We start from the raw sequence: 20,955 nt of genomic DNA, 5'->3' as shown, positions 1-20,955 counted from the left end.
CGTTGTGTTGATTCGTCGGTCAGGATGTGAAGGCGGGCAATGTTTCCCACCCACGCACAGTCGAGGTGGGCGACAGCTTGGTATTGGCCGTGTCGACCTCCCACTCGGGGAAGCGCGCCAAGATCTCCTCCAGCGCGATCCGGCCTTCCAACCGGGCCAACGCCGAGCCCATGCAGTAGTGCGTCCCCACACTGAAGGTCAGGTGCTGGCGGGTATCGCGATGGATATCGAAAACGTCTCCGTCCGGCGGGAATTGGCGATGGTCACGGTTCGCCGCGCCGATCAGCTTCATCATCACGCTGCCCTCCGGAACCGTCCGGCCGTGCAATTCGACATCCCGGGTCACATAGCGCGCGACGTGCGGTGCCGGTGGCTCGAACCGGAGCAGTTCCTCGACCGCGTTCGGAATGAGCCGCGGGTTCTCGACCAGTTCGCGCCGCTGGTCGGGATGTTCGGCGAGCACCTTGCCCGCCCAACCGATCAGCCTTGTCGTGGTCTCGTTACCTGCACCGGCAACCACGTTCACGTAGATCAGCAACTCATCGCGGGTCAGGCGTCGTACGACTCCGTGCTCGTCCTCGAACTCCACGTTGAGCAGCTCGGTCATGATGTCGTCGGAGGGATGCTCGGCACGCCAATCGATATAGGCGGAGAAGATGTCGCCGGTCGCCAGTCCCTCGGAGGCGGCCTTCATCGGCTTGCCCTCCTCGGTCCGCATCTGATCGTTCGCGAAGTCTCGGATCGCTTCCTGATCCTCCTCCGGAATGCCGAGCAGCATGCCGATCGTGCGCATCGGCATCTGCGCGCCGATATCGGCGATGAAATCCAGCCGACCGGTACCGACCAGCGGATCGAGGCTGCGGACGCAGAACTGGCGAATCTTGTCCTCGAGTTCCCGGATCTTGCGCGGAGTGAACATGCGCGACAAGAGCTTTCGGTGGATATCGTGGACCGGCGGATCCTCGAAGATCAGAATTCCGGGCGGCATCTCGATTCCGGCCTTGATCAGCTCGAGGATGGCCCCGCGTGCGGAACTGTAAGTGCCCGTATCGAGCAGTCCCGCATTCACATCGGCCCACCGGCTGATCGCGTAGAAGTCGTGCTGCTCGTTGTAATAGATGGGCAGCTCTTCACGGAGCCGCTTGAACATCGGGTAGGGATCGGCATTGAGTCCGACATCGTAGGGGTCGTAGTAGATGTCGCTGATCGCACTGGTGGTCACGGAGATTCACCTCTCCTTCTCGAATTTCGGTATCGGTCTTTTCAGTTGGGTACCCGGGCCGACCGCCTACGGCAGCTCGACTTTGCTGGTCAGCCACCGACCGTCGACGCGGTCCATGGTCATCAAGATGCGGTTGCGGTCGATGCGGGGCGTCGGGTTGGTCATGTTGGTGATCTCGGCGTCGACGAACAGCATGATCACGGCGTGGTCCTCGGAAGCGGACTGCACGCTCGCGGCGACGACGTGTCCCTTGCTCACCGACTTGGCCTGCAGCAGCATCGGTTTGAGCTGATCGGCCGATTTGCTGTACATGCTCTTGAATTCCCCGGTAGCCCCGTTCAGGACGGTCGCGAAATCGCTGTCGATATGTGAGGAGTCGATGCTGGTCAGCGCTGTCGCGTAGTCCTCGGCGGCCGCCAACGCCGCGGTGCCAGCGGCTTCGTGATCATTGCGGGTCTCGAGTTTCCAACCGAACACCGCCGCGAGCATGACCGACACCACCACGAACAGCATCAGGATCCCGGTCAGCGGACGCGGCAGCCATCGGCGCCATGAGCGGCCGGATTTTCCGGTGTCCTCGACGGCGTCCGCGACCGCGACCGCACCGTCCTCAGCGGCGTCGTCCTCAGTGGTGGCGGCGGTGGCGGAAACTTCCGCACCGACGGTCGGCAACGCCGAATCATCGTGGCTCACATCGGGATTCGCGACCGACAACTGATCGCACGTCACACTTCCGCCGTCGCCCGAGACCGAGTCGTCGACCTTGTCCATTGCTATCACCGAGCTCTTGTTCATCTTTGTCTCCTGTTCACGATCGTCGTTCCCCCGCTGCGCTATCCCCCTCCCCCTTGCACGAATGGGCCGCCGTACGGCTGCGGAACGGTGTACGGCCCGGTCGGTGTCGGGTCCGCGCGCTGCTGCGGATCCACGCCGGGCGGAGCGGTCGCCGTGTTGTCGCCGGGTGGCCGCGGCGCGTTCGCCGCCCCGCGTGGCATCATCGACGGGTCGGTATCCGTACACCGCGCGTGCAGGTACGGTTCCGGGGAATCCGGAATGGTGCCCGGGAGGCGAGGCAGGTCGTAGTCGCACGCATGCTTCGGGTAGACACTCGCAATGGCCCACACCCCGCCGTCGTGCAGGGCCGAGATGATGGCATCGAGCGTCGAGCCGGTGCGCTGCTGTGGGAAGAAGAATTCTTGCAGCGCGGGCACATGCACGTAGGCCATCTGTGACGTGGTGGCCAGGTTGCCGAGCAACTGCACCATGATCGGCGAGTTGTCGGCGATGATCTTGTCCACCGCGGTGAGCGCACCCGGCGTGTTGTCGACCAGGGTCTGGTAGCCGCCGGTCATCGATCCGACTCCGGCCATCGTCTGTGACAGGTTGGCGGCGGTCGCCTGCAGCCCCGGAGCGACGTCGCGCAACGTGAACAGCACTGTCTTACTGTTGTGCAGTAGCGAAACCGTCTGCGGCAGAACCGAATCCAGGGTCGAGAGCAGGAACGTACCGCCGTCGGCGATGGCAGCCAGTTTCTCCGGTGCTGCAGAACTCGCACCGAGTTCGCGCACTACCGCCTCGATCTGGGCCGGATCCAGCTGCGCCAGCGTGCCGCTCATGCTGGCGAGCATGGTGGCCAGCGTAACCGGTGTTGATGTGTGCTCTTTGCCTACGACGTCACCGTCGGACAGATATGGCCCGTTCTCGGATGACGGCAGGAAGTCCAGATACTGTTCGCCCGCAGCCGACAACGAGGCGACCCGTACCTCACCTACGCGAGGGATCCGCACCCCCGAGCGGATTTCGGCAACGGCGACGACCTTGTCGCCATCGACGTCCACCGACCGCACGCGTCCAACCCGGACGCCGCGCAGCGTGACGTCCTGATCGGGCAACAGTCCCCCGGATTGGGTCAGTTCGATTCGCAGCTGGTACTGCGACCGGAACGGATCGAGTTGCAGAGAGCCCAACAGCAGGTATCCGAGCCCGAGGACCAGTACGAGCAGTAGGCCCATGCAGGAGGTCAGCAGGCGGTGGCGCGACATTTGCCGCGCCGTGTATACCAGCGCCCGCGCGGGTGGTTCCAGAATCACGGCTGTGTTCATCGGCCCGGCTCGACCTTTTCTCGCAAGCGGTTGAGGGTGTACTCCAGCGATCCGATGAAATTCACCCAATCGGTCGCGTCCGGCATTCTGGCGCCAGCATCGGCCGGAGTATTCGGATCCGGCAGCGCGCCGATCGCGAGCCGGGCGACATCGACATTCACGTGCGCCGACGACGCACTCGTCACCTTCATGATCAGCGGGATCAGTCCGATAAGTGCGTCGAGGTTTGCGTCGGGATTGTTCGCTGCCGTGTTCATGCCGTCGGCCAGCAAATTGACCGATTCCATCAAGCTGCGGTCGCTAGTACCGTTGACCGAGGGGTATCGGGCGATCTGCTGGGTGATCCGGTTCACCTGACCGACCAGATCGATAATGCCGCGGGTGTTATCGCCGATGACCTCCAGGGCCGGTCCGGCCGCGGCGAGAACGTCGCTGACGTCGGCCCGCTGCGTGGCGATCGTCGCGCTCAGATCGGCCGTCGCCGCGAGGATTTCGCGGATCCGGTCGGACCGGACCGCGAGATTGTTCACCAACTGTCTGGTCTGTTCGATCAGTTCGGCCAGGCGATCACCGCGCCCGCCGACAGCCGCGCCGAGGCTATTGGCCAGGCTGGTGATGTTCTCGATGGCGCCGCCGTTGACGAACAGGGCCGCCCTGGTGAGAACTTCCTCGATGGTGGCCGCAGCCGATGTCGACGCCAGCGGAATGCGCGCGCCGTCGCCCAGATCGGGAGCCGCGGGATCCGGCTCGGCGGGCGGGGTGAGCGCGACGAACACGTCACCCATCGGTGTGGCCGAACGCAATTCAGCGGTGGTCCCGGCGGGCAACCGCACACCGGATTTGATCCGCATCACGACCACGGCCGTGTAGTTTTCGGCCTGCATCGACTCGACCTCACCGATATCGGCGCCATTGAGCCGGACCTTCGCCTTGGCGGGCAGGTTGAGCGCGTTGGCGAAGGTGGCCGTCAAGCCATAGCTTTCGCCGCCGATGCCCGGCGCCGGTAATGGGAGCTTGTCCAGGGTCACCGAACAGGCGGTGGCCGAGCAGGCAGCGGTCGATACCGCCACCACCACGGTGATGCGGAGAAGGCGTTGTCGCGAACCGAATTTCGTCATAGTCGAGTCATCCCTGCTATTTCGGCGGTGCGCCGGCCATGACAGCGAGCATCTGGCCGATACCGAAGTCGGGTCCCATATCGCGCGCGGTTCCGGTCGCACAGCCGAGCTCCTTCAGCCCCAACAGGTTGCAGACCGCCTTCAACATCTGGCCGTCGAGGAAGAACTTGTTCAAGTCGACCGTGGCGCGCAGTGCGCCGATATTCTGGTCGATCGCGTTGTACGCGTTGTCGGTCACCAGCGGAAAGACGTCGAGAAATTCCGCCAGATTGTCGTTGTAGTCGGCCATGGATTTGGTGATCGTGTTCGAATTCGAAGCCAGTGCCCGCAGATTGCCTTGATTACGCTGCAGCAGATCGGTCATCGCGATGATGATCTGATTGAGTTTCGCCCCGGTGTCCCCCGCCCCCAAATTCAGGTCGGCGAGTATATCGCTGAGTGTCCGCACACCGGAACCGAATTCTCGCAATGCCTGATCGTTACGGGCCGCGGCCGCGGTCAAAGCATCGAGGTTCTGCACGACCGAGGTCACGGCAGCACGAGTCGCAGCTCCATTGTCCGGACCGAGCTGCATTGCGCGCGACAGTTCGCTCATCGCATCGCGCAGATTATTCCCATTGCCGGCCACGATCTGCGAGCCCACATCGAGCAGACCACCGACCGGTCCCTGGCCTTTGCCGTCCCCTCCCAGCGAGGTGGACAGTTTGTCGACCATCGCGAGCAGGCTGTCGAAATCCACCGGGGTCCTGGTGCGATCGGTGCTCAAGACGGTGTGGTCGGCTAGCGCCGGACCGTCGCGATATACCGGAGTGAGTTCTACATGCCGGTCGGTCAGCACGGAGTCCGACACGACAACCGCCAGGGCATCGGCCGGAATCTTGACCCATTTGTCGATATCCATGGTGACGTCGACGTGCGTCGCCCGCGCCTGGATGTCGACGACTTTGCCGATCCGCATACCGAGTACCGAGACGGCATTGCCGGTGTACAAACCATTCGCATTCGCGAATTGCGCGGTAATGGTGATCGAGGTATCGGTCAGCCCGCCCGGCGGGCCGCTGGAACATCCGGCGACCACGGCACCGATGAGCGCGACGGACGCCAGCTTCACTCCTCGAATCACGCTACTCATTTGCAGTCCTGGTAATACGGTTGCTGGTTCACTTGTTTCGCATATCCGCTCAGCGCGCACATGAAGGAATCGATGAACATGCCGTCGGGCGCATTGGCCGCCAATTCCTGGCCGGACCCCGATGCGTTCGCGAACAACCGCCACGGCACCGGCAGGATCTGCAATATGTTGCGCAACAGGTCGTCGTGCCCGGCGATCATCGCCGTCATCTGCGTCAGATCGGTGATCAGCTGCTGGATTTCCGGCCCGTCATCCACCGCGATGGGCTTCAGCTGTTGGACAAGTGTGGTGGCCGCCGTCAGCAACCCTTCTATCGCCTGCCGTCGAGAAATGATCTGCTCCAACACATTTCGCCCCTGACCGACCATCGCCGCCAGGTCCGCCTGCTGCTCGTGCAGCACCTCGAGCACCTGCTCGGTACCGTTCAGCAGTGAACCGATCTGAGTGCGACGATCGGCGATCACCGAGGACAGCGACCTGATATTGCCGAGGATTTCGGGCATCAACGCCGGTGTACCGCGCAGTTGCTCGGACAAGGCATTCATCGTCCGCGCGACCCGATCGGCATCGATGCTGCTGAAGGTCGTAGTGGCATTCTGCAGTGCGGTTTGCAGGTCGTAGGGCACCTCGGTACGAGACAGCGCGATCGAATTACCGCGCAGGTGGCCCGACCCGGCGGGACGGAGTTCGACATAGCGCGACCCGAGCAGCGTCGTCAGTTTGATGGCGGCCCCGGTATCGGACCCCAGCGGTAGGCCGCGGCGCAGCTTCATGGTCACCACCACGTGGTCCCCGGCCAGCCTCGTCCCGGTCACAGTGCCGACCTGGATACCCGCGAGGGTCACTGCATCGCCGGAGCCGAGACCCGCGGCCTGCGCGAAATCGGCCCGATAAGTCTGCTCCCCCAGGTGCATCGAATTCACGAATACCGTCACCCCGAGCACCACCGCGACCACGGTGACCGCGACCAGGCCGATCCCCAATTTGCTGCGGTCCTCGAGCGGGCGGGCGCGCATACCCTGCCATACACTTTTCAGTCGTCGTATCATCGCTGCCTCACCTGCAGATCGCCGAGTTCTCGACCTTGCCGCCGGGGTTGCTCGCCCCGAGAATCGCCGCCAGTAGTGGATCGAATCCGGGCAGCATGCTGACCTGCGCATCGCAGGGATACGCGTCCACATAGGCGCCGTTGTCGGTAACCCGGGCCATTCCCTTCAGCAGGAACGGCAAATTGAAACCCAGCGCGGCGAACTTCTGCTTGTTGTCCATGAAGTGCTGGGCGAATCCTGGTTGCCGATCGACGAACGCATTGATCGAGGGACTGGCACCGCGCACTACTTCCGCGGCACGGCCCAGCACACCGGAGATCGAATCGACCTGCTCGAACAGCACATCACGCTGCTGCGCCAACGCATCGAAGATCCTGCGCGTCTGCTGCACCACCGTCTTCAGATTGCCGCTCTGCTTGGACATATCACCCAGTACCGCGCCGAGATTGTCGATCACCTGCCCCAGCACCTGGTCCGGCCCCGCGAATGCCTTTGCTAGCGAAGCGGTTTCGGCGATCAAAGTGGTGATCGCGCCATCGTCGCCCTGCAGCGCCCGCACCACCGCCGCACTGATGTTGTCGACCTGTTTCGGATCGAGCATGCTGAACAGCGGCTCGAATCCGTTTAGCAGCTTGGAAATATCGAACGAAGGCTCGGTGTGCTCGACCGGGATCTGTCCGCCCGGCGGCAAGACCTTCGGATCGCCGAATTCCCGCAGCGACAGTCCGACATAGCGCTGCCCGATGAGATTCTGATAGATGACCGACGCTGCCGTGTTGCCGTACAACACCTGGCCGCGCTGGACCTCGAAGGTCACCTTCGCGCGGGTTCCCTCGAGTTCGACAGCTTTTACTCGCCCGACTCGCACCCCGGCCATGCGTACGTCATCGCGCGCGTGCAGTCCCGATACGTCGGTGAAGATCGCGGAGTACGTGTCGGTCTTCCCACTGACGTCACGTGACAGTGTCACGTACATCGTCCAGGTCAGCCCGATCGAGACCACCAGGAAAAGGATCAGGCCGAGCAACGGTTTGCGGTAGCTCATCGCGGCTCTCCTGTCGGGGCATCCGGTGCCGGGGCGAGCTTCACGTCGTTGCCCCTGAGTAAGGGGCCGAACAGGATGTCTGCCGCGGGATTCGGCCCGACGCCGAGAATCGATTCGATCTGCTGCTGCTCCTGACTGCTACCGACCGGACCCACATTTCCTCCGATCGGCGACGAATAACTCGCCGGTGCAGCCGCATTCGGGCCGATGATGGTGGGCCCACCGACCGGGGCCGTGCGGCAACTCGGCCCCTCGAGATCGCCGTAGCGCGGGCAATCGGCGCGGGTGTACTGCCGATGCGGCGTCAGCTCGACGATGACCTTGGCCGTGACGTTCTGATCCGCGGTGTCCCACAGCCCGAGAAACGTCCGGGCCAACCGGGTCTGCGACGTGGTCATCTGGACAAAATTGCGACTTCCCACGGCGATAGTGCCGACCACCGGGGACAGCTTCGCGGTCATGTCGGTGATCGTCGCCGTGTTGTTCCCCAAGGCGGTGCCGATCGTTGTGGAGGTGGTCAGCCCGCCCGCCAGCAAGGTCGCCAGCTGGTCGCTGCGCCCTGCCACCGCACGCATCGGCCCCACCGCATTGTGCACTGCGCTCATCAGGTCGGGCGCCGAGTTCCGAAGTCCGGCAAGGGCATCCGCAAGTGCATCGAGTGTCGATGCGGTCCCGTCGGGAGCCATCGCCGCATTGAACGCCTCCGAGATACGGGTCAGTTCGGCACCGGCCCGGACGGCCTCGGCGCCGCGGCCGCTGGTGGCGCGTTCGACGACGGCCAAGACCCCGAGTGTCGGATCCGATTCCGAACGCCCTGCGGCGGCGACGATTCGGCTCAGCGCGGTCAAGGATGTCTGCAGCCGGACCGTATCCAGGCTCTGGTCCTCGGGAATGTGCGCACCCGCGGCCAGCGGTGCACCGCCGCCCTGGTAGACCAGCTGGACCGACGGCACCGCGAATACGTTGCTCGGCACCACACGTGCGGTCACCGTCGCCGGAATCCCTTGCACATGTTCGGGTTTCAGATCGATCTGCACGTAATTCGGGCCGCCGTCGCTCGACGGCGTCACACTGTCGACCTGACCGACCAGAACGCCCTGATACTTCACATCGGATTTCACCGGCAAGCCGTCGCCCACATTGACCAGCACCGCTGTGACGCGCACGGTGTGCCGGAATACGCCTTGCGATCTGGCGATCATCAGGGCCGCGGCCGTCACGATGACCAAGAGAAAGGCAGTCCCGCGCAGAAGCAGTTGCCAGTCGGGCAGGACCTTGCCGTCGGATTCGAACGCAATCGACATCTGTTACCCACTGATTCTCGCGCCGGAGTCGAAGCCCCACAGCGTCATGGTCATCAGCAGATTCACGAAGATCATCGCGGTGATACTCGCGCGCATCGCACGCCCGGCCGCCACGCCGACCCCTTGCGGGCCGCCCGAGGCGTAGAAACCGAAGTAGCACTGGATCGTCGTGGTAATGATGACGAAGACGAGCGCCTTCGACAGCGAATAGATAATGTCGGTGCCGCTGAGCACCAAGCGGAAATAGTGTTCGTAGGTACCTGGGGACTGGCCGCCGGACAGACCGACGACGATTTCGACGGCCAGGTAGCTGGTCGCGAGGCAGGCCAGGTACAGCGGAATCATCGCCACGATCGAAGCCAGCATCCTCGTCGTGACCAGGTACGGTATCGGGCGGATCGCTATCGAGTCGAGAGCGTCGATCTCCTCCGCGATGCGCATGGATCCCAACTGCGCGGTGAAACGGCAGCCCGCCTGCGCAGCGAAGGCGATCGAAGACATGATGGGCGCCAATTCACGGGTCACCGCCGTCGAGGCGATCATCCCGGTAGCCGGTGCCATGCCAAGCAGTTTCAGTGCGCTGAAGCCCTCGATGGCGACGATCGCCCCCGCCGCTGCGCCGAGCACGAGAACGACCTGCCCGGTTCCGCCGCCCACGACGATGGAGCCGTTTCCCCACGTCACATTCGACAGAATACGGAGGAACTCCGCGCGATAGTGCCGCAGCACCACGGGAATACCGCCCAGTACACGGCCGAAGAAGGTGACCATGTACCCCAGCCGCATGACCGGAACCGCCACCGTGGTCCCGGCTACTACGACCGGCCGGATTCCTGGCGGATAGTAGCGCGACGCCATCAGAGCGTCGTCCTCGGAAAGAGGATGGTGTACAACTCGGTGAATCCCGCATTCACCAGCATGAGCATGATGATGGATGCGACGACGGCGGCGTTGACGGAGTTCGCGACGCCTCCTGGACCGCCCTTGGTGCTCAGGCCTTTTTCACAGGCGACAACGGTGACGATGACGGCGAACACCACGGCCTTCACCATCGCCAGATAGAGGTCGCCGATCCTGGCGAAAGAGGAGAACGTAGCCAGATAGCTTCCCGAGGTGCCGTCCTGGACATAGACGTTGAATAGGTATCCGGCCAGAAATCCGACGAAGGCGCTCAGAACCGTCAGCCCGAGCGCGACCACGATGCCTGCGGCCAAGCGGGGCACCACCAGCATCCGCAGTGGCGAGACCCCCATGACCTCCATCGCGTCGATCTCTTCGCGGATCGTTCTCGCTCCGAGGTCGGCGCAGATGGCGGATCCGACGGCAGCGGCCAACAGGATGGCCGTAACCATCGGCGCCGCCTGCCGGATCACCGCCAAGCCCCCCGCGGCACCGGCGAGCGAGGTCGCCCCGACCTGACCGGCCAGCAGGCCGAACAGAATCGACATCGTCGCGCTGATCGGGATCGCCACGGCGATGGTCGGCACGTAGGAGGTCTTGGCCATGAACACCGCCTGCAGCACGAATTCACGGAACGGGAACTTGCCCGTGACGATGTCGACGAACAGGTACTGGATCGCTCGCACGGCCAGGATGACCTGTCCACCGACGGTTTCCAGTGATGCACCGGGATGACGGCGCAGATATCCGCCCGCCCATTGCTTGATCTCACCGACCGCGGACCGCTCCGCGATCTCGGTCGAAGTCACCGGCATCGTTGCCCGCGCCATCATGAATGCCTCTATCTGTCTGTCGGGCCGGATTGTTCGGTGATCAGCCGAGTCAAGGTGAGCGAGGCGAGTTTCCAGCCATCGTGGCGGCGGCGTACCCAGCGTTCGTGGTAGTGCCCGTATCCGGTCACTGCCGACCCGTTGTCCCATACGACGCGGTCCTGCATGGCCCAGATGACGCTGGCCTCGTCGCCGTCCGCGTCGATCAGCGGTGTGTGGACCTGATGGGCGGTGCGAGCGCCGGTCAGCGCGGTGCGAATCATCGCGACCGCGTTGTCTCGGCCGGTGATGACGGGGACGCCGGTGTTGCTGTGGCTGACGTCCAGTTCGATGTCCGGGGCCATCAGATCGGTGAGGGCCACCCAGTCCTGGGTGTCGACGGCCAGGCAGTATCGCGCTTTTGCCTGCGTCAGTTCGTGGACAGTGATGAGAATGTCCGGTGGGGCCATGGATGTTTCCCTCGGTTTGCGTCGCGAGTCACCCTCAGATAGGGTTATCGAATAGTCGATAACCTCTATCAAATATTCGATGGTTCGACCGTAGGGCAGACCGGGAAGGGAGTCAAGATGCGTGGTGCGAGTTCGGCACCGACCGCACGTGTCATCGATGTCGTGGAGTTGCTGGCACGTCGCGGCAACGTGCGCCTCCGCTACAGCGACATCGCGCGCGAACTGGATATGACCCTGGCTACCACGCATGCGATCTTGAAGACCCTGTGCGACCGCGGATGGGCCACCCGCGATCCAGCGGGCAAGGCCTATGCGCTCGGCCCCGGGCTCGCCGTCGTGGCAGCGGCGGTGAACACGCGCCCATTCGTCGAGGCCGCGCGGGCCGCCGCGGTCGGGCTTACGGCCGAATTCGGTTATGCCGCATCGGTAACCGAGAGAGTCGCCGACTCGTTGGTGATCACCGCGTTCGAGGGCGGCGAGCGACCATGGCCCGGTGATCGCATCCCCTACGCGCCGCCGTTCGGCGCCGTGTTCGCGGCCTGGGACACCGCCGAGGAACGCCGCGCCTGGATCCAGCGGGCCGCGTCCACGAATACGGCGATAGCCGAGCGCCTGAACGAGGCGCTGAACCGGATTCGCGGCCGCGGATTCGATGTGGACTACACCTCACCCGCCATCGGACAAGCCGCCAGCCTCATCGGCACGCTCGACACCGGCACGATCGCACTCCCATCGAATATCCAGGAGACCCTCGACCAGCTACGCGTGGAATTCACCACGCTCGGATTTCCGGACGTCACCTCCGCTCAGCCCCACCCGATATCCGCCATCACCGCGCCGGTACTCGACCCGCAAGGACACGCGGCGCTACTGCTCTCGGTCCACCCCCTCGGCGAACTCCCGCGGGAACAGACCGAGACCATCGGCCAGCACCTGATCCGGATAACGACCGCGATCACCAGTGTTGCCCGGCCCGAGGCCTGACCGGGCGACACGGTCCTCACATACCGAACAGTTTCTCCTCCGCGAGCGGGTCGAGGTAGACGCGGGTGAGTTTCGAGCTTTTGATGCGCCAGCGATCACCGTCGAATGCGTAGGTTTCGTGGTAGTGCCCGAATCCGATGACTCGGATGTTGCCCGGAAAGATCAACAGATCCTGCAGCGCCCACACCCCGGTCGCGGTGTTAGGTGACTGCACCTCGATTTCGGGCATGTGCCCCTGATGGACGGTCCGGGCAGCACCGACGGTCAGCTTCAGATACGCGATGAAGGCGGCCGCGCCGGTCGTGACGATTCCGGCCGACCCGGTTGTGTCGATCACGACGTCGGGCGTGACCTGTTGCTCGAGTAGCTCCCAGTCCTTGGTATCGACCGCCCGGAAATAGCGCGCCTTGACCTGTTTGATCGCACAGACGGCCGCCACCGCCGCCGTCGGATCCGGCGGCGCCTCGTCACCGGGAGCCGCGGACACACGTCCCGACACCGCCGCAGCCAGACCGAAGGCCGCCGCCCCGGTCCCGATCATGAAGGTTCGCCGCGTATAGGTCATGACGGATCCGCCTGTAGGCGAGTCGATTTGATGCCTGTGATCACCCACCGGCCATCGCGAATGCCGTAGGTATCGTTGTGGTGGCCGAATGCCAGGAGGCGTTTGCCGTCCGGCTTGACCAGCAGCACCTGCACCGCCCATGTTCCGGTCGCCGCACCCGCGGCGGTGATCGCGATTTCGGGCATGTGCCCGTGATGAACCGTCACCGCGTCGCCGTAATCACGTTGCAGCGCAGCCACGTAGTTCGCCGCGCCCGTGACACGGATACCGCCCAGCGCCGTCGTGTCCACGTCGATGTCATCGGCGAGGACGGAGCCGACTGCCGCCCAGTCCTTGGTGTCGAGAGTGCGGCAATAGCGCGCTTTGAGCGACTCGATCGCGTTGATCGCCTGCATTGCATCCGGATCCACCCGCTGTTCCTGCTCTTCCTGTTGTCGACGATCGCGGCTGCGGCACCGTCGTGAAGAAATTCCAGCGGCAGAGCAACGATCATTATCGAATATTCGATGTAGTGCATCGAATATTTGACAGCACCTTAAGCGGGCCTGCGAAAACGCGTCAAGCCCAAGGACTCGCCACTTCCGCCGAGAATGGGGACTCGCGGCCGACGAACCCTCCGGCCCAGCTTGACGCGTGTTCACCACCAACCTACGATTTTGCCATCTATTCGATAGATCTCATCGAATATTCGATAGCACTGGGCGGCCGCGGGAATTTCTTTCACGACGGCGCGGCAGGTACCGATCGTCGACAACCAGGAAGGCGAGTGGAAACCGCGGTGGATCCACAGATATTGCAGGCGATCAACGTGATCGAGTCGCTCAAAGCGCGTTATTTCCGCACTCTCGACACCAGGGATGTGTCCGCGTTCGGCACCGTACTCGCCGATGACACCGATGTGGACACGACTATGGCATTCGCGATGGCCGGTGGGTGATCACAGGCATCAAATCGACTCGCCTGCAGGCGGATCCGTCATGACATACGCGCGGCTGACCGCCGTGACCGGAGCGACAGGTCGCTGGCGCATCAGCAGCACCACACTCACTCGGCTCTACCTCGACCCGACCGCGGCGCAGAGACTGTTTCGGAGTAGCCGACGATATCGGTGGAGCATCGGCCGATGGGCAGCATCCTTGCGCCTGGGGCGACCGTGACACCGACCGGCCGCCACCGAGACGAAACGAATCCCTTGCCGCACACCACAATCGAGCAAACGGCGCGACGGCACCGGGTAGTCCAGTGGGCCACCGGGAATGTCGGCCGACCCGCTCTGCGCGCCCTCATCGAACATCCCACCCTCACGCTGGTCGGGGTCCACACCCACACCCCGGACAAAATCGGCACCGACGCGGGCCGCCTGTGCCAACTGCCGACAGACACCGGAATCACCGCCACCGGCCATATCGACGAAATCATCGAACTGGGTGCCGATTGCGTGGTCTACACACCGCGCGTCCTCGACATCGACACCGTCTGCCGACTACTGGCCACCGGCACGAATATCGTGACCACCCACGGCATATTCCATCATCCGACCAGCATGGATCAAGCCCTCTACGCACGCGTGGAAGCGGCATGCTGGTCCGGCGGAGCCTCGATCCACAGCACCGGCCACAGTCCCGGCTTCATCACCGAAACCATCCCCATCACACTCGGCTCGATCCAACAACGCCTGGACCACATGATGATCGACGAATACACCGACCTCACCGACTCCGAAACCCCATGGACACTGCTCGGCATGGGCTTCGGCACAAGCCAAGCGACATTCGAGCCGCACCGCCTGACCCAAGCCCGCCGCACAATCGGCCCATCACTGCGCCTGGCCGCCGACGCCTTCGGCCCACCACTCGACGCAATCGAGGTCCGCGGCGAACTCGCCACCGCCAACCAGGACGTCCAGGTCGGCGCCGCCGTATTCCGCAAGGGAACCGTTATCGCACAACGGATCACAGTCTCCGGCACCCGCCGCGGCAAACCGCTACTGCAGTTCCGCTCAACCCGATACTGCAGCACCAACATCAGCACCGACTGGCCACTACGCCCGACCGGATGGCATATCTCGGTCGAAGGTGACACACCCCTCGAGGTCGACCTACTGCCCGGAGAAACGTCGACCCAGGCGAATGCCGCATCGCCGACCTACGCGGCCAACCGCGCCGTCAACACCATCCCCCACCTCTGTGCCGCAGCACCAGGCATCCGCACCGCCCACGATCTGCCACCCATTGCCGCGGCGCTGTGGTGAGGAGCTGTGGTCCTCGCGATGCTGTCGCCATCTGATCGGCAGCATTACGAACACCTCGCGTGACCAGCCTGCCGACACTGTGCGGCGCCCGAGGCCAGCGCGGGTTCCAAATCCTGCGCTATTCGTCGGCGGGACTGGCATTTTCAGAGCGCGAGGCCTTGCGGTACTTGGGGATTACGCAAGACGCGTGGATCGCACGGCGGCGATCCGCGTTGTCAGTGGGAGCCCATGGCGAAGTCGCCACCTACATCGAGCCAGGACGCGCATCGCGCAAACCCGTTGCAGCAGAATACATTCCGCCACCGCAGCCGGGCGTGCGCGGGTGTGATCGACGACATCTCCATATTTCATTGGCACAGCCAATGAAAACTATGTATAGTTGGCGTTGCCAATGTTGGTGTTACCAACGAAAGAGGATGTCATGTCCACGGATACTCTGATCGCCGACCGGATCGAAATCGCCGACCTGTTCACCCGCTTCGCCCGCCTGCTCGACGAGGTGCGGTACGAGGATGTCGACACCGTCTTCACCGATGATGTGGAGGTTCACTCGCCGCGCATCCAAGTCCGCGGCATCGACAAGGTCGCCGAGTTCATGCGGCAGTCTCAGGTCGAGGGCGAACTCACTCAGCACACGACCACTGATCTGCTGGTGCAGGTCGACGGCGACCAGGCAGCGGCCTCGGCGAACTCGCTCGTGTACTACTACCGCGACGGCCAACCGCCCCACCAGACCGGCGGCCTGCGACTGGCCGGCACCGCGGTGCGGACATCGGCAGGCTGGCGACTCCGCAAGGCTCGCATCATGCTCGCCTGGATGCGCAAGGATTGATCTCGAAAGGCCGGACAGGCCTTGCCTTTAGGCCCACCGATACCACGCGGCGTGTCGACAAATATTCAGACGACTTCACGGCACAATCAGCGCATGCCGCTCAGCCGAAGATCGTTGCTGGCGTTGGCCGCAGCGCTGCCCGCCGCCGGGCACGCCGCGGCGACGCAGCCACCGCGTTCGGTACCGCGATACACCATGACCGCATTCACCAATGACAGCGAAACCGATCTGTACGTCTACGAATCCGACGATGCGATCACCTTCCGGCAGCTGTCCGGGCCCGCCTACCGGCCGCCGGCGGGCCTGCTGCGCGATCCCAGCGTGTTTCGCAATGTCGATGGCTACTACTACCTCACCTACACCACCGGCTGGGAAGGGCGAACCATCGGCTTCGCCTACAGCGCGGACCGGCTGAACTGGAGTCACCTCTACGACATCACGGTGCCGCTACCGGGCGTGACATCGACTTGGGCACCGGAGTGGTTCATCGATACGGACCGAAGCATCAACGTTATCGTGTCACTCTCCGACGGCTACCGGTTCACACCGCACCTGATCACCGCCGACTCGAAACTGCGCTCATGGAGTGTACCGAGGCCGATGATCGGACTGGCCCAGCCCGACAACACCTCCTACGGCTATATCGACACCACCGTGGTCCGCGTCGACCGGCGCTACTACGCGTTCACCAAAAACGAGTCCACCAAATACATCGAACTCGCCGTCGCCGACCGCCTGCTCGGCCCGTACACCTTTGTGGCGACCGACGATTGGGCCGGTTGGGGCGCTCCCGTCGAAGGACAGTGCGTCATCGCACTCCCCGACGGTGGCTGGCGCATCTACTTCGACGCCTACACCGAGCACCGATACTTCTACAGCGACTGCTACGACGACTTCCGAACGTGGACAACACCTCTCGAACTTCCCGAGATATCAGGCACGGTCCGCCATTGCACGGTCTACCCGGAGTTCATCGAACAGCCCGATAGTTGATCTCCTCGACGCGCGCGCCGATGGTCGCCGAGTCCAGCGCAGCAGCGACGACCGAGCCGCCTCGGCGCGGACGGCCACCGAATGCGCAGGCACAGCTCTCGCGCGCGTCGATTCGAGACGCCGCGCTCGCGGTGATCGACACCGAGGGCATCGCCGCGGTGAGCATGCGATCCGTCAGCCGCACGCTGGGCGTCGACGCCAAAAGCCTCTATCCCGACCTCGACGGCAAAGACGACCTGCTCGACACCGTCGCCGAACACATTCTCGAGCAACTCCGAATGCCTGAGCCGACGGACTCGATCAAAGCCGGCCTGCGTGCGCTGGCATACGAATTCCGCCGCCTCACACATTCGGCATCAGCGACGCCGACGGAATCGCCGAACGCCGGCACGCGCTCGAGGCATCCGGGCTACCACAAGTCACCCTGGCCGCACCCCAGCTGGCGCGCTGGACCGCGATCGCGAGTTCGAATACACCGTCGATCTCATCGTCGATGTCATCACTGCTCACCGCGCCGACCTCGACTGATACCGTCGCTGTCGACCTCGAAGAGCGCCTGGTTACCGCGTGTCCGCAACGGCGCTATCGTTGATGCACAGGTCGGGGTGGATGCTCTGACTCGGAGGTGCCGGCGAATATTCGATGGACGAGCTCGACGGGGCCGCGACACAGCGAGACCTCCCCAGCGGAATCGCGGCGGAACTAGCGGCGGCCGGATTCGGCGACGCGACCGAAGTCGGCCATGGTGGCTTCGGCGTCGTGTATTGCTGCTACGAATACGCACTCGAACGCCACGTCGCGGTCAAAGTGCTCAGATCCGAGGTCAGCGGCGGCGAGCGCGAGCAATTTCTCCGGGAACAGCGTGCATTAGGGCGGCTGTTCGGACACCCCGACATCCTCCAGGTGCTGCAGGTCGACATCACCGCCACCGGCCGCCCGTATATCGTCATGCCGTTCTACGCCTGCGGATCGCTGGAGACTGTGCTGCGGGATTCGGGACCGCTGCGCTGGCCGGAGGTGCTTTCGATCGGCGTCAAGATGGCCGCGGCGCTGGCCGCCGCCCATGCGATCGGCATCGTGCATCGCGATGTGAAGCCCGGCAATATTCTGCTCACCGACTACGGCGAACCCCAGCTCGCCGACTTCGGCATCGCACAATTCGGCGACGGCACCACCTCATCCCTGCGCACCATCCAGGGCACGCCCGCATTCACCGCCCCCGAGGTACTCGGCGGCGCGACGCCCAACCCGATCTCGGATATCTACGGCCTGGGCGCTACCTTGCACTGCCTGCTGGCCGGGCGAGCCGCATTCGGGCGCCGCACCGGTGAACCGCTGGAAGTGCAACTTGCCCGGATCGCCACCGCCGCCGCACCCACTCTGCGCGATCAGCACATCCCCACGGCGGTGTGCGCGGCGATCGAAGCGGCCATGGCGGCGAAGCCGGCCGACCGGCCGAGGTCGGCGATCGAGTTCGGGGAAATGCTGCGGCGGGTCCAACATGAGACCGGCCAGGCGGTGGACGCTCTGGCGTTGCCGCCAACAGTCATCGAATCCCGTTCGGCCACAGCCGTTCCCGTGGCCTCGCACACCCCGGATGTGGCGACACCGCCCCCGCCGCCCAGCACGGCAACGAAATTCCGTCCGCCTGCCGCACCCCATACGATGATCGCGCGCACGCGGCTGCTCACCCTATTGCGTAGCGGCGGCGACCGGCGCCTGACGCTGATCCACGGACCGGCCGGATTCGGCAAGACCACCCTGGCTCTGCAATGGGCCACAGCGCTGGCGGCCGAGGACATACCGGTGGCATGGCTGACAGCCGACCCTGACGACGACAATATCGCCTGGTTCCTCTCCCATCTGGTCGAGGCAATCCGGCGCGTAGCTCCGGAGCTGGCGCGTGAACTCGGCACGCTACTGGATGAACGATCTTCCGACACTGCAAGATACGTGCTGTCCGCGCTGATCGACGAAATCCACTCGGGTGGGCAGGCGATGGTGCTCGTGATAGATGACTGGCATCGGGTTCGCGGCGAAACCACATGTGCCGCACTGGATTACCTGCTCGAGCACGGTTGCCATCACCTGCGGCTGGTCATCGCCAGCCGGACCAGAGCGTGTCTACCGCTGAGTCGCATGCTGGTACGCGACGAACTGGTCGAAATCGATGTCGCGGAACTGCGTTTCGATCCTCACGAAACGAGTGCTTTCCTGGTCGACTCCGGTGGGCTGTCGCTGTCCACCGACGAGGTGAAACGCCTGCAGGAAACGACCGAAGGCTGGCCTGCCGCACTGCAATTGGCATCGCTGTCGTTGCGCGGCCACGATCATCCCGGCGCGTTCATCGACAAGCTCACCGGCCGCCACCGGGCACTTGCCGACTACCTCGCCGAGAACGTGCTCGACTCACTCGAGCCTCCGCTACTGGAATTCCTACTGGCCACGGCGATCACGGAGCGAGTGTGCGCCGATCTGGCGGTTCGGCTGACGAACCGATCCGACAGTCAGGAACTACTCGAAGAGATAGCCGACCGCAACCTGTTCCTGCGCCGCCTCGACGAAGAGGACCAGTGGTTCCAATACCACCACCTGTTCGCCGACTACTTGCAGCGCCGACTTGTCCGCCGTGATCCCGCACGTCCGAGACAATTGCACCGCCGTGCGGCCGAGTGGTGCGATGAACACGAGATCGTCACCGCCGCAGTCGATCACGCACTGGCAGCCGACGATCCGGACTACGCCGCGGATCTGGTCGAACGACGGGCCATGGACCTCATCGAAGGCTCTCGCATGGCGACGTTCCTCGGCTTGCTGACGAAACTGCCACAACGCCTGGCGGAGTCGCGGCCGAGGCTACAGATCTGCCGCGCCTGGGCCAACGTCGGACTACAGCGCTCCGAGCAGGTTCGGCTGGCGCTGGAGCAAGTAGCCGCCGCACTCGACGCCGGTGCGGCAACCGGTACCGAGGCGACCAAACTGCGGATCGAGGCGGAAACGATCACGGGCGCGGCACAGTTCGTCACCGACCGATTCGATGGTCTGCCAGACCTCCTGGCCCGGCATCTCGAGGACGCCGACACCCCGTTCACCGCCACGAACGCGGCGAATCTCGCGTCCATCGATGCACTCGACCGTTTCGACTTCACCGAGGCCCGCCGCTGGCAGCAATGGGCAGCCCCATATCACCGTCGCAGCAAAGGTCCGTTCGGGGTGATGTACGGCAGGTGCGTCGCCGGTCTGGCTGCGTTCGAACAGCTCGACCTCGCCGCCGCCGAAGAACATTTCAATGCCGCAATCACCCGCACGCGTCGTGGCCGCTCGCCAACCTACGGATCACGGATGTCCGGCGCCCTACTCGGCTCCATACGCTACGAGCAGAACCGCCTCGACGAAGCCGAGCAGCTACTCGATTCGAGCGCTGATCTCGGCCGCCACGGTGGCGCGGTCTGGTTCCTGCTCGCCAGCTTCGGCACCGGCGCACGTATCAAAGCAATACGCGGCGACCTCGCCGCCGCCGACCAACGCCTGACCGAAGGTGCGGCGATCGCCGAGCGCGAGTCACTGCCGCGCTTGGCCGCTCGCATGGTCAACGAACGCATCCGCCTCGGTCTGCCGATTCCGCCCGAGACCCGCGACGCACTCCGGCGGATGCCGCCATACCGCAAGCAGGACACGACGATTCACGCCAGCATCGCCGAACTGGAACAAGACTCCGCCATCCGGCTCCTGCTTGCCGACCACTTGGCTGATCAAGCCTGCGTCCGCGCCGACCAGATGGTGCGCGAGATCGGAACTCAGCATCGCCCAAGAGCATTCGTCCAAGCACGACTGTTGCTGGCGGCCTGCCTGTGGACCGCCGGACGCCGCCGGGACGCCCAGGAGACCGCACTACCCGCGTTGGTGCTGTGCGCTGAACAAGGCCTCATCCGCACCGTTGCCGATGCTGCACCACACATTTCGGAGATCCTGACCGAACTGGAACACGACGACGCACCACCGATGGTGCTGGAACTGCTCCAGGCCGCCGCGAACTCGTCGGCCTCGAGCCGATGAGCCTCGATCACAGCGCCCGGCGGACGTCCGGCGGAGTGCCGGTAGCGGACTACGTCGCAGGCAGCGTCAGGTGACGGATGTGTCGCCGGTACCCGGAAGTATTGGTCACCGGCGTCGCCGACT

General features: G+C 64.1%; 20 protein-coding genes and 1 pseudogene. 7 read left to right on the top strand and 14 right to left on the bottom strand.

The window, feature by feature from the left end:
* Positions 1–19: 19 nt before the first annotated feature.
* From ACQPYR_RS18995 to ACQPYR_RS18945, 11 genes are all read right to left on the bottom strand, one after another.
* Positions 20–1,222, bottom strand: a complete 1,203-nt coding sequence (locus ACQPYR_RS18995; protein WP_433634006.1) for a cytochrome P450 — start codon at positions 1,220–1,222, stop codon at positions 20–22.
* Positions 1,223–1,288: 66 nt separating this feature from the next.
* A complete protein-coding gene (locus ACQPYR_RS18990) occupies positions 1,289–2,017 on the bottom strand; it encodes a hypothetical protein (RefSeq protein WP_433634004.1) in 729 nt (242 codons plus the stop codon).
* A 38-nt stretch (positions 2,018–2,055) separates the two neighbouring features.
* A complete protein-coding gene (locus ACQPYR_RS18985; RefSeq protein ID WP_433634002.1) occupies positions 2,056–3,324 on the bottom strand; it encodes an MlaD family protein in 1,269 nt (422 codons plus the stop codon).
* A complete protein-coding gene (locus ACQPYR_RS18980; protein WP_433634000.1) occupies positions 3,321–4,442 on the bottom strand; it encodes an MlaD family protein in 1,122 nt (373 codons plus the stop codon). The genes ACQPYR_RS18985 and ACQPYR_RS18980 overlap by 4 nt, the downstream gene beginning before the upstream one ends.
* A 16-nt stretch (positions 4,443–4,458) precedes the next feature.
* Positions 4,459–5,574, bottom strand: a complete 1,116-nt coding sequence (locus tag ACQPYR_RS18975; RefSeq protein ID WP_433633998.1) for an MCE family protein — start codon at positions 5,572–5,574, stop codon at positions 4,459–4,461.
* Positions 5,571–6,590 (bottom strand): MCE family protein, encoded by a 1,020-nt coding sequence (locus tag ACQPYR_RS18970; protein WP_433633996.1) that lies wholly within the window; start codon positions 6,588–6,590, stop codon positions 5,571–5,573. The genes ACQPYR_RS18975 and ACQPYR_RS18970 overlap by 4 nt, the downstream gene beginning before the upstream one ends.
* 40 nt (positions 6,591–6,630) lie before the next feature.
* Positions 6,631–7,668 (bottom strand): MCE family protein, encoded by a 1,038-nt coding sequence (locus ACQPYR_RS18965; RefSeq protein WP_433633994.1) that lies wholly within the window; start codon positions 7,666–7,668, stop codon positions 6,631–6,633.
* Positions 7,665–8,972, bottom strand: a complete 1,308-nt coding sequence (locus ACQPYR_RS18960) for an MlaD family protein (RefSeq protein WP_433633992.1) — start codon at positions 8,970–8,972, stop codon at positions 7,665–7,667. The genes ACQPYR_RS18965 and ACQPYR_RS18960 overlap by 4 nt, the downstream gene beginning before the upstream one ends.
* 3 nt (positions 8,973–8,975) lie before the next feature.
* A complete protein-coding gene (locus ACQPYR_RS18955; RefSeq protein WP_433633990.1) occupies positions 8,976–9,830 on the bottom strand; it encodes an ABC transporter permease in 855 nt (284 codons plus the stop codon).
* A complete protein-coding gene (locus ACQPYR_RS18950) occupies positions 9,830–10,687 on the bottom strand; it encodes an MlaE family ABC transporter permease (protein ID WP_433633988.1) in 858 nt (285 codons plus the stop codon). The genes ACQPYR_RS18955 and ACQPYR_RS18950 overlap by 1 nt, the downstream gene beginning before the upstream one ends.
* Positions 10,688–10,713: 26 nt before the next feature.
* Positions 10,714–11,151 (bottom strand): nuclear transport factor 2 family protein, encoded by a 438-nt coding sequence (locus ACQPYR_RS18945; RefSeq protein ID WP_433633986.1) that lies wholly within the window; start codon positions 11,149–11,151, stop codon positions 10,714–10,716.
* Between the two features lie 117 nt (positions 11,152–11,268).
* Between ACQPYR_RS18945 and ACQPYR_RS18940 the strand changes: the two genes are divergently transcribed.
* Positions 11,269–12,135, top strand: a complete 867-nt coding sequence (locus ACQPYR_RS18940) for an IclR family transcriptional regulator (RefSeq protein WP_433633984.1) — start codon at positions 11,269–11,271, stop codon at positions 12,133–12,135.
* 16 nt (positions 12,136–12,151) lie between these two features.
* Here ACQPYR_RS18940 and ACQPYR_RS18935 read toward each other — a convergent pair whose 3' ends face one another.
* On the bottom strand, positions 12,152–12,700 hold the full coding sequence (locus ACQPYR_RS18935) for a nuclear transport factor 2 family protein (RefSeq protein ID WP_433633982.1): 549 nt from the start codon (positions 12,698–12,700) through the stop codon (positions 12,152–12,154).
* On the bottom strand, positions 12,697–13,110 hold the full coding sequence (locus ACQPYR_RS18930; RefSeq protein ID WP_433633980.1) for a nuclear transport factor 2 family protein: 414 nt from the start codon (positions 13,108–13,110) through the stop codon (positions 12,697–12,699). Before ACQPYR_RS18930 ends, ACQPYR_RS18935 begins: the two co-directional genes overlap by 4 nt.
* Before the next feature lie 50 nt (positions 13,111–13,160).
* On the opposite strand from ACQPYR_RS18930, the gene ACQPYR_RS18925 reads away from it, so the two are divergent.
* The 5 genes and pseudogenes from ACQPYR_RS18925 to ACQPYR_RS18905 form a co-directional block, all read left to right on the top strand.
* Positions 13,161–13,637: a hypothetical protein gene (locus ACQPYR_RS18925; RefSeq protein ID WP_433633978.1), complete on the top strand. Its 477-nt coding sequence runs from the start codon at positions 13,161–13,163 to the stop codon at positions 13,635–13,637.
* 186 nt (positions 13,638–13,823) lie between these two features.
* Positions 13,824–14,951 (top strand): NAD(P)H-dependent amine dehydrogenase family protein, encoded by a 1,128-nt coding sequence (locus ACQPYR_RS18920; protein WP_433633976.1) that lies wholly within the window; start codon positions 13,824–13,826, stop codon positions 14,949–14,951.
* 421 nt (positions 14,952–15,372) lie between these two features.
* Positions 15,373–15,783, top strand: coding sequence for a nuclear transport factor 2 family protein (locus ACQPYR_RS18915; RefSeq protein WP_433633974.1), 411 nt, complete (start codon positions 15,373–15,375; stop codon positions 15,781–15,783).
* A gap of 93 nt (positions 15,784–15,876) precedes the next feature.
* On the top strand, positions 15,877–16,776 hold the full coding sequence (locus ACQPYR_RS18910) for a glycoside hydrolase (RefSeq protein WP_433633972.1): 900 nt from the start codon (positions 15,877–15,879) through the stop codon (positions 16,774–16,776).
* A 20-nt stretch (positions 16,777–16,796) separates the two neighbouring features.
* A pseudogene (locus ACQPYR_RS18905) lies at positions 16,797–16,961 on the top strand (TetR/AcrR family transcriptional regulator); the annotation flags it as partial.
* Between the two features lie 157 nt (positions 16,962–17,118).
* Here ACQPYR_RS18905 and ACQPYR_RS18900 read toward each other — a convergent pair.
* Positions 17,119–17,286, bottom strand: a complete 168-nt coding sequence (locus ACQPYR_RS18900) for a hypothetical protein (RefSeq protein WP_433633970.1) — start codon at positions 17,284–17,286, stop codon at positions 17,119–17,121.
* A 132-nt stretch (positions 17,287–17,418) separates the two neighbouring features.
* On the opposite strand from ACQPYR_RS18900, the gene ACQPYR_RS18895 reads away from it, so the two are divergent.
* Complete coding sequence (locus ACQPYR_RS18895) at positions 17,419–20,832, top strand: protein kinase domain-containing protein (protein WP_433633968.1); 3,414 nt, start codon at positions 17,419–17,421, stop codon at positions 20,830–20,832.
* Positions 20,833–20,955: the final 123 nt, after the last annotated feature.

This window comes from Nocardia sp. CA-120079 (assembly GCF_050955745.1).
Taxonomy (GTDB): domain Bacteria; phylum Actinomycetota; class Actinomycetes; order Mycobacteriales; family Mycobacteriaceae; genus Nocardia.
This window is presented reverse-complemented; position numbering and strand designations above follow the sequence as displayed.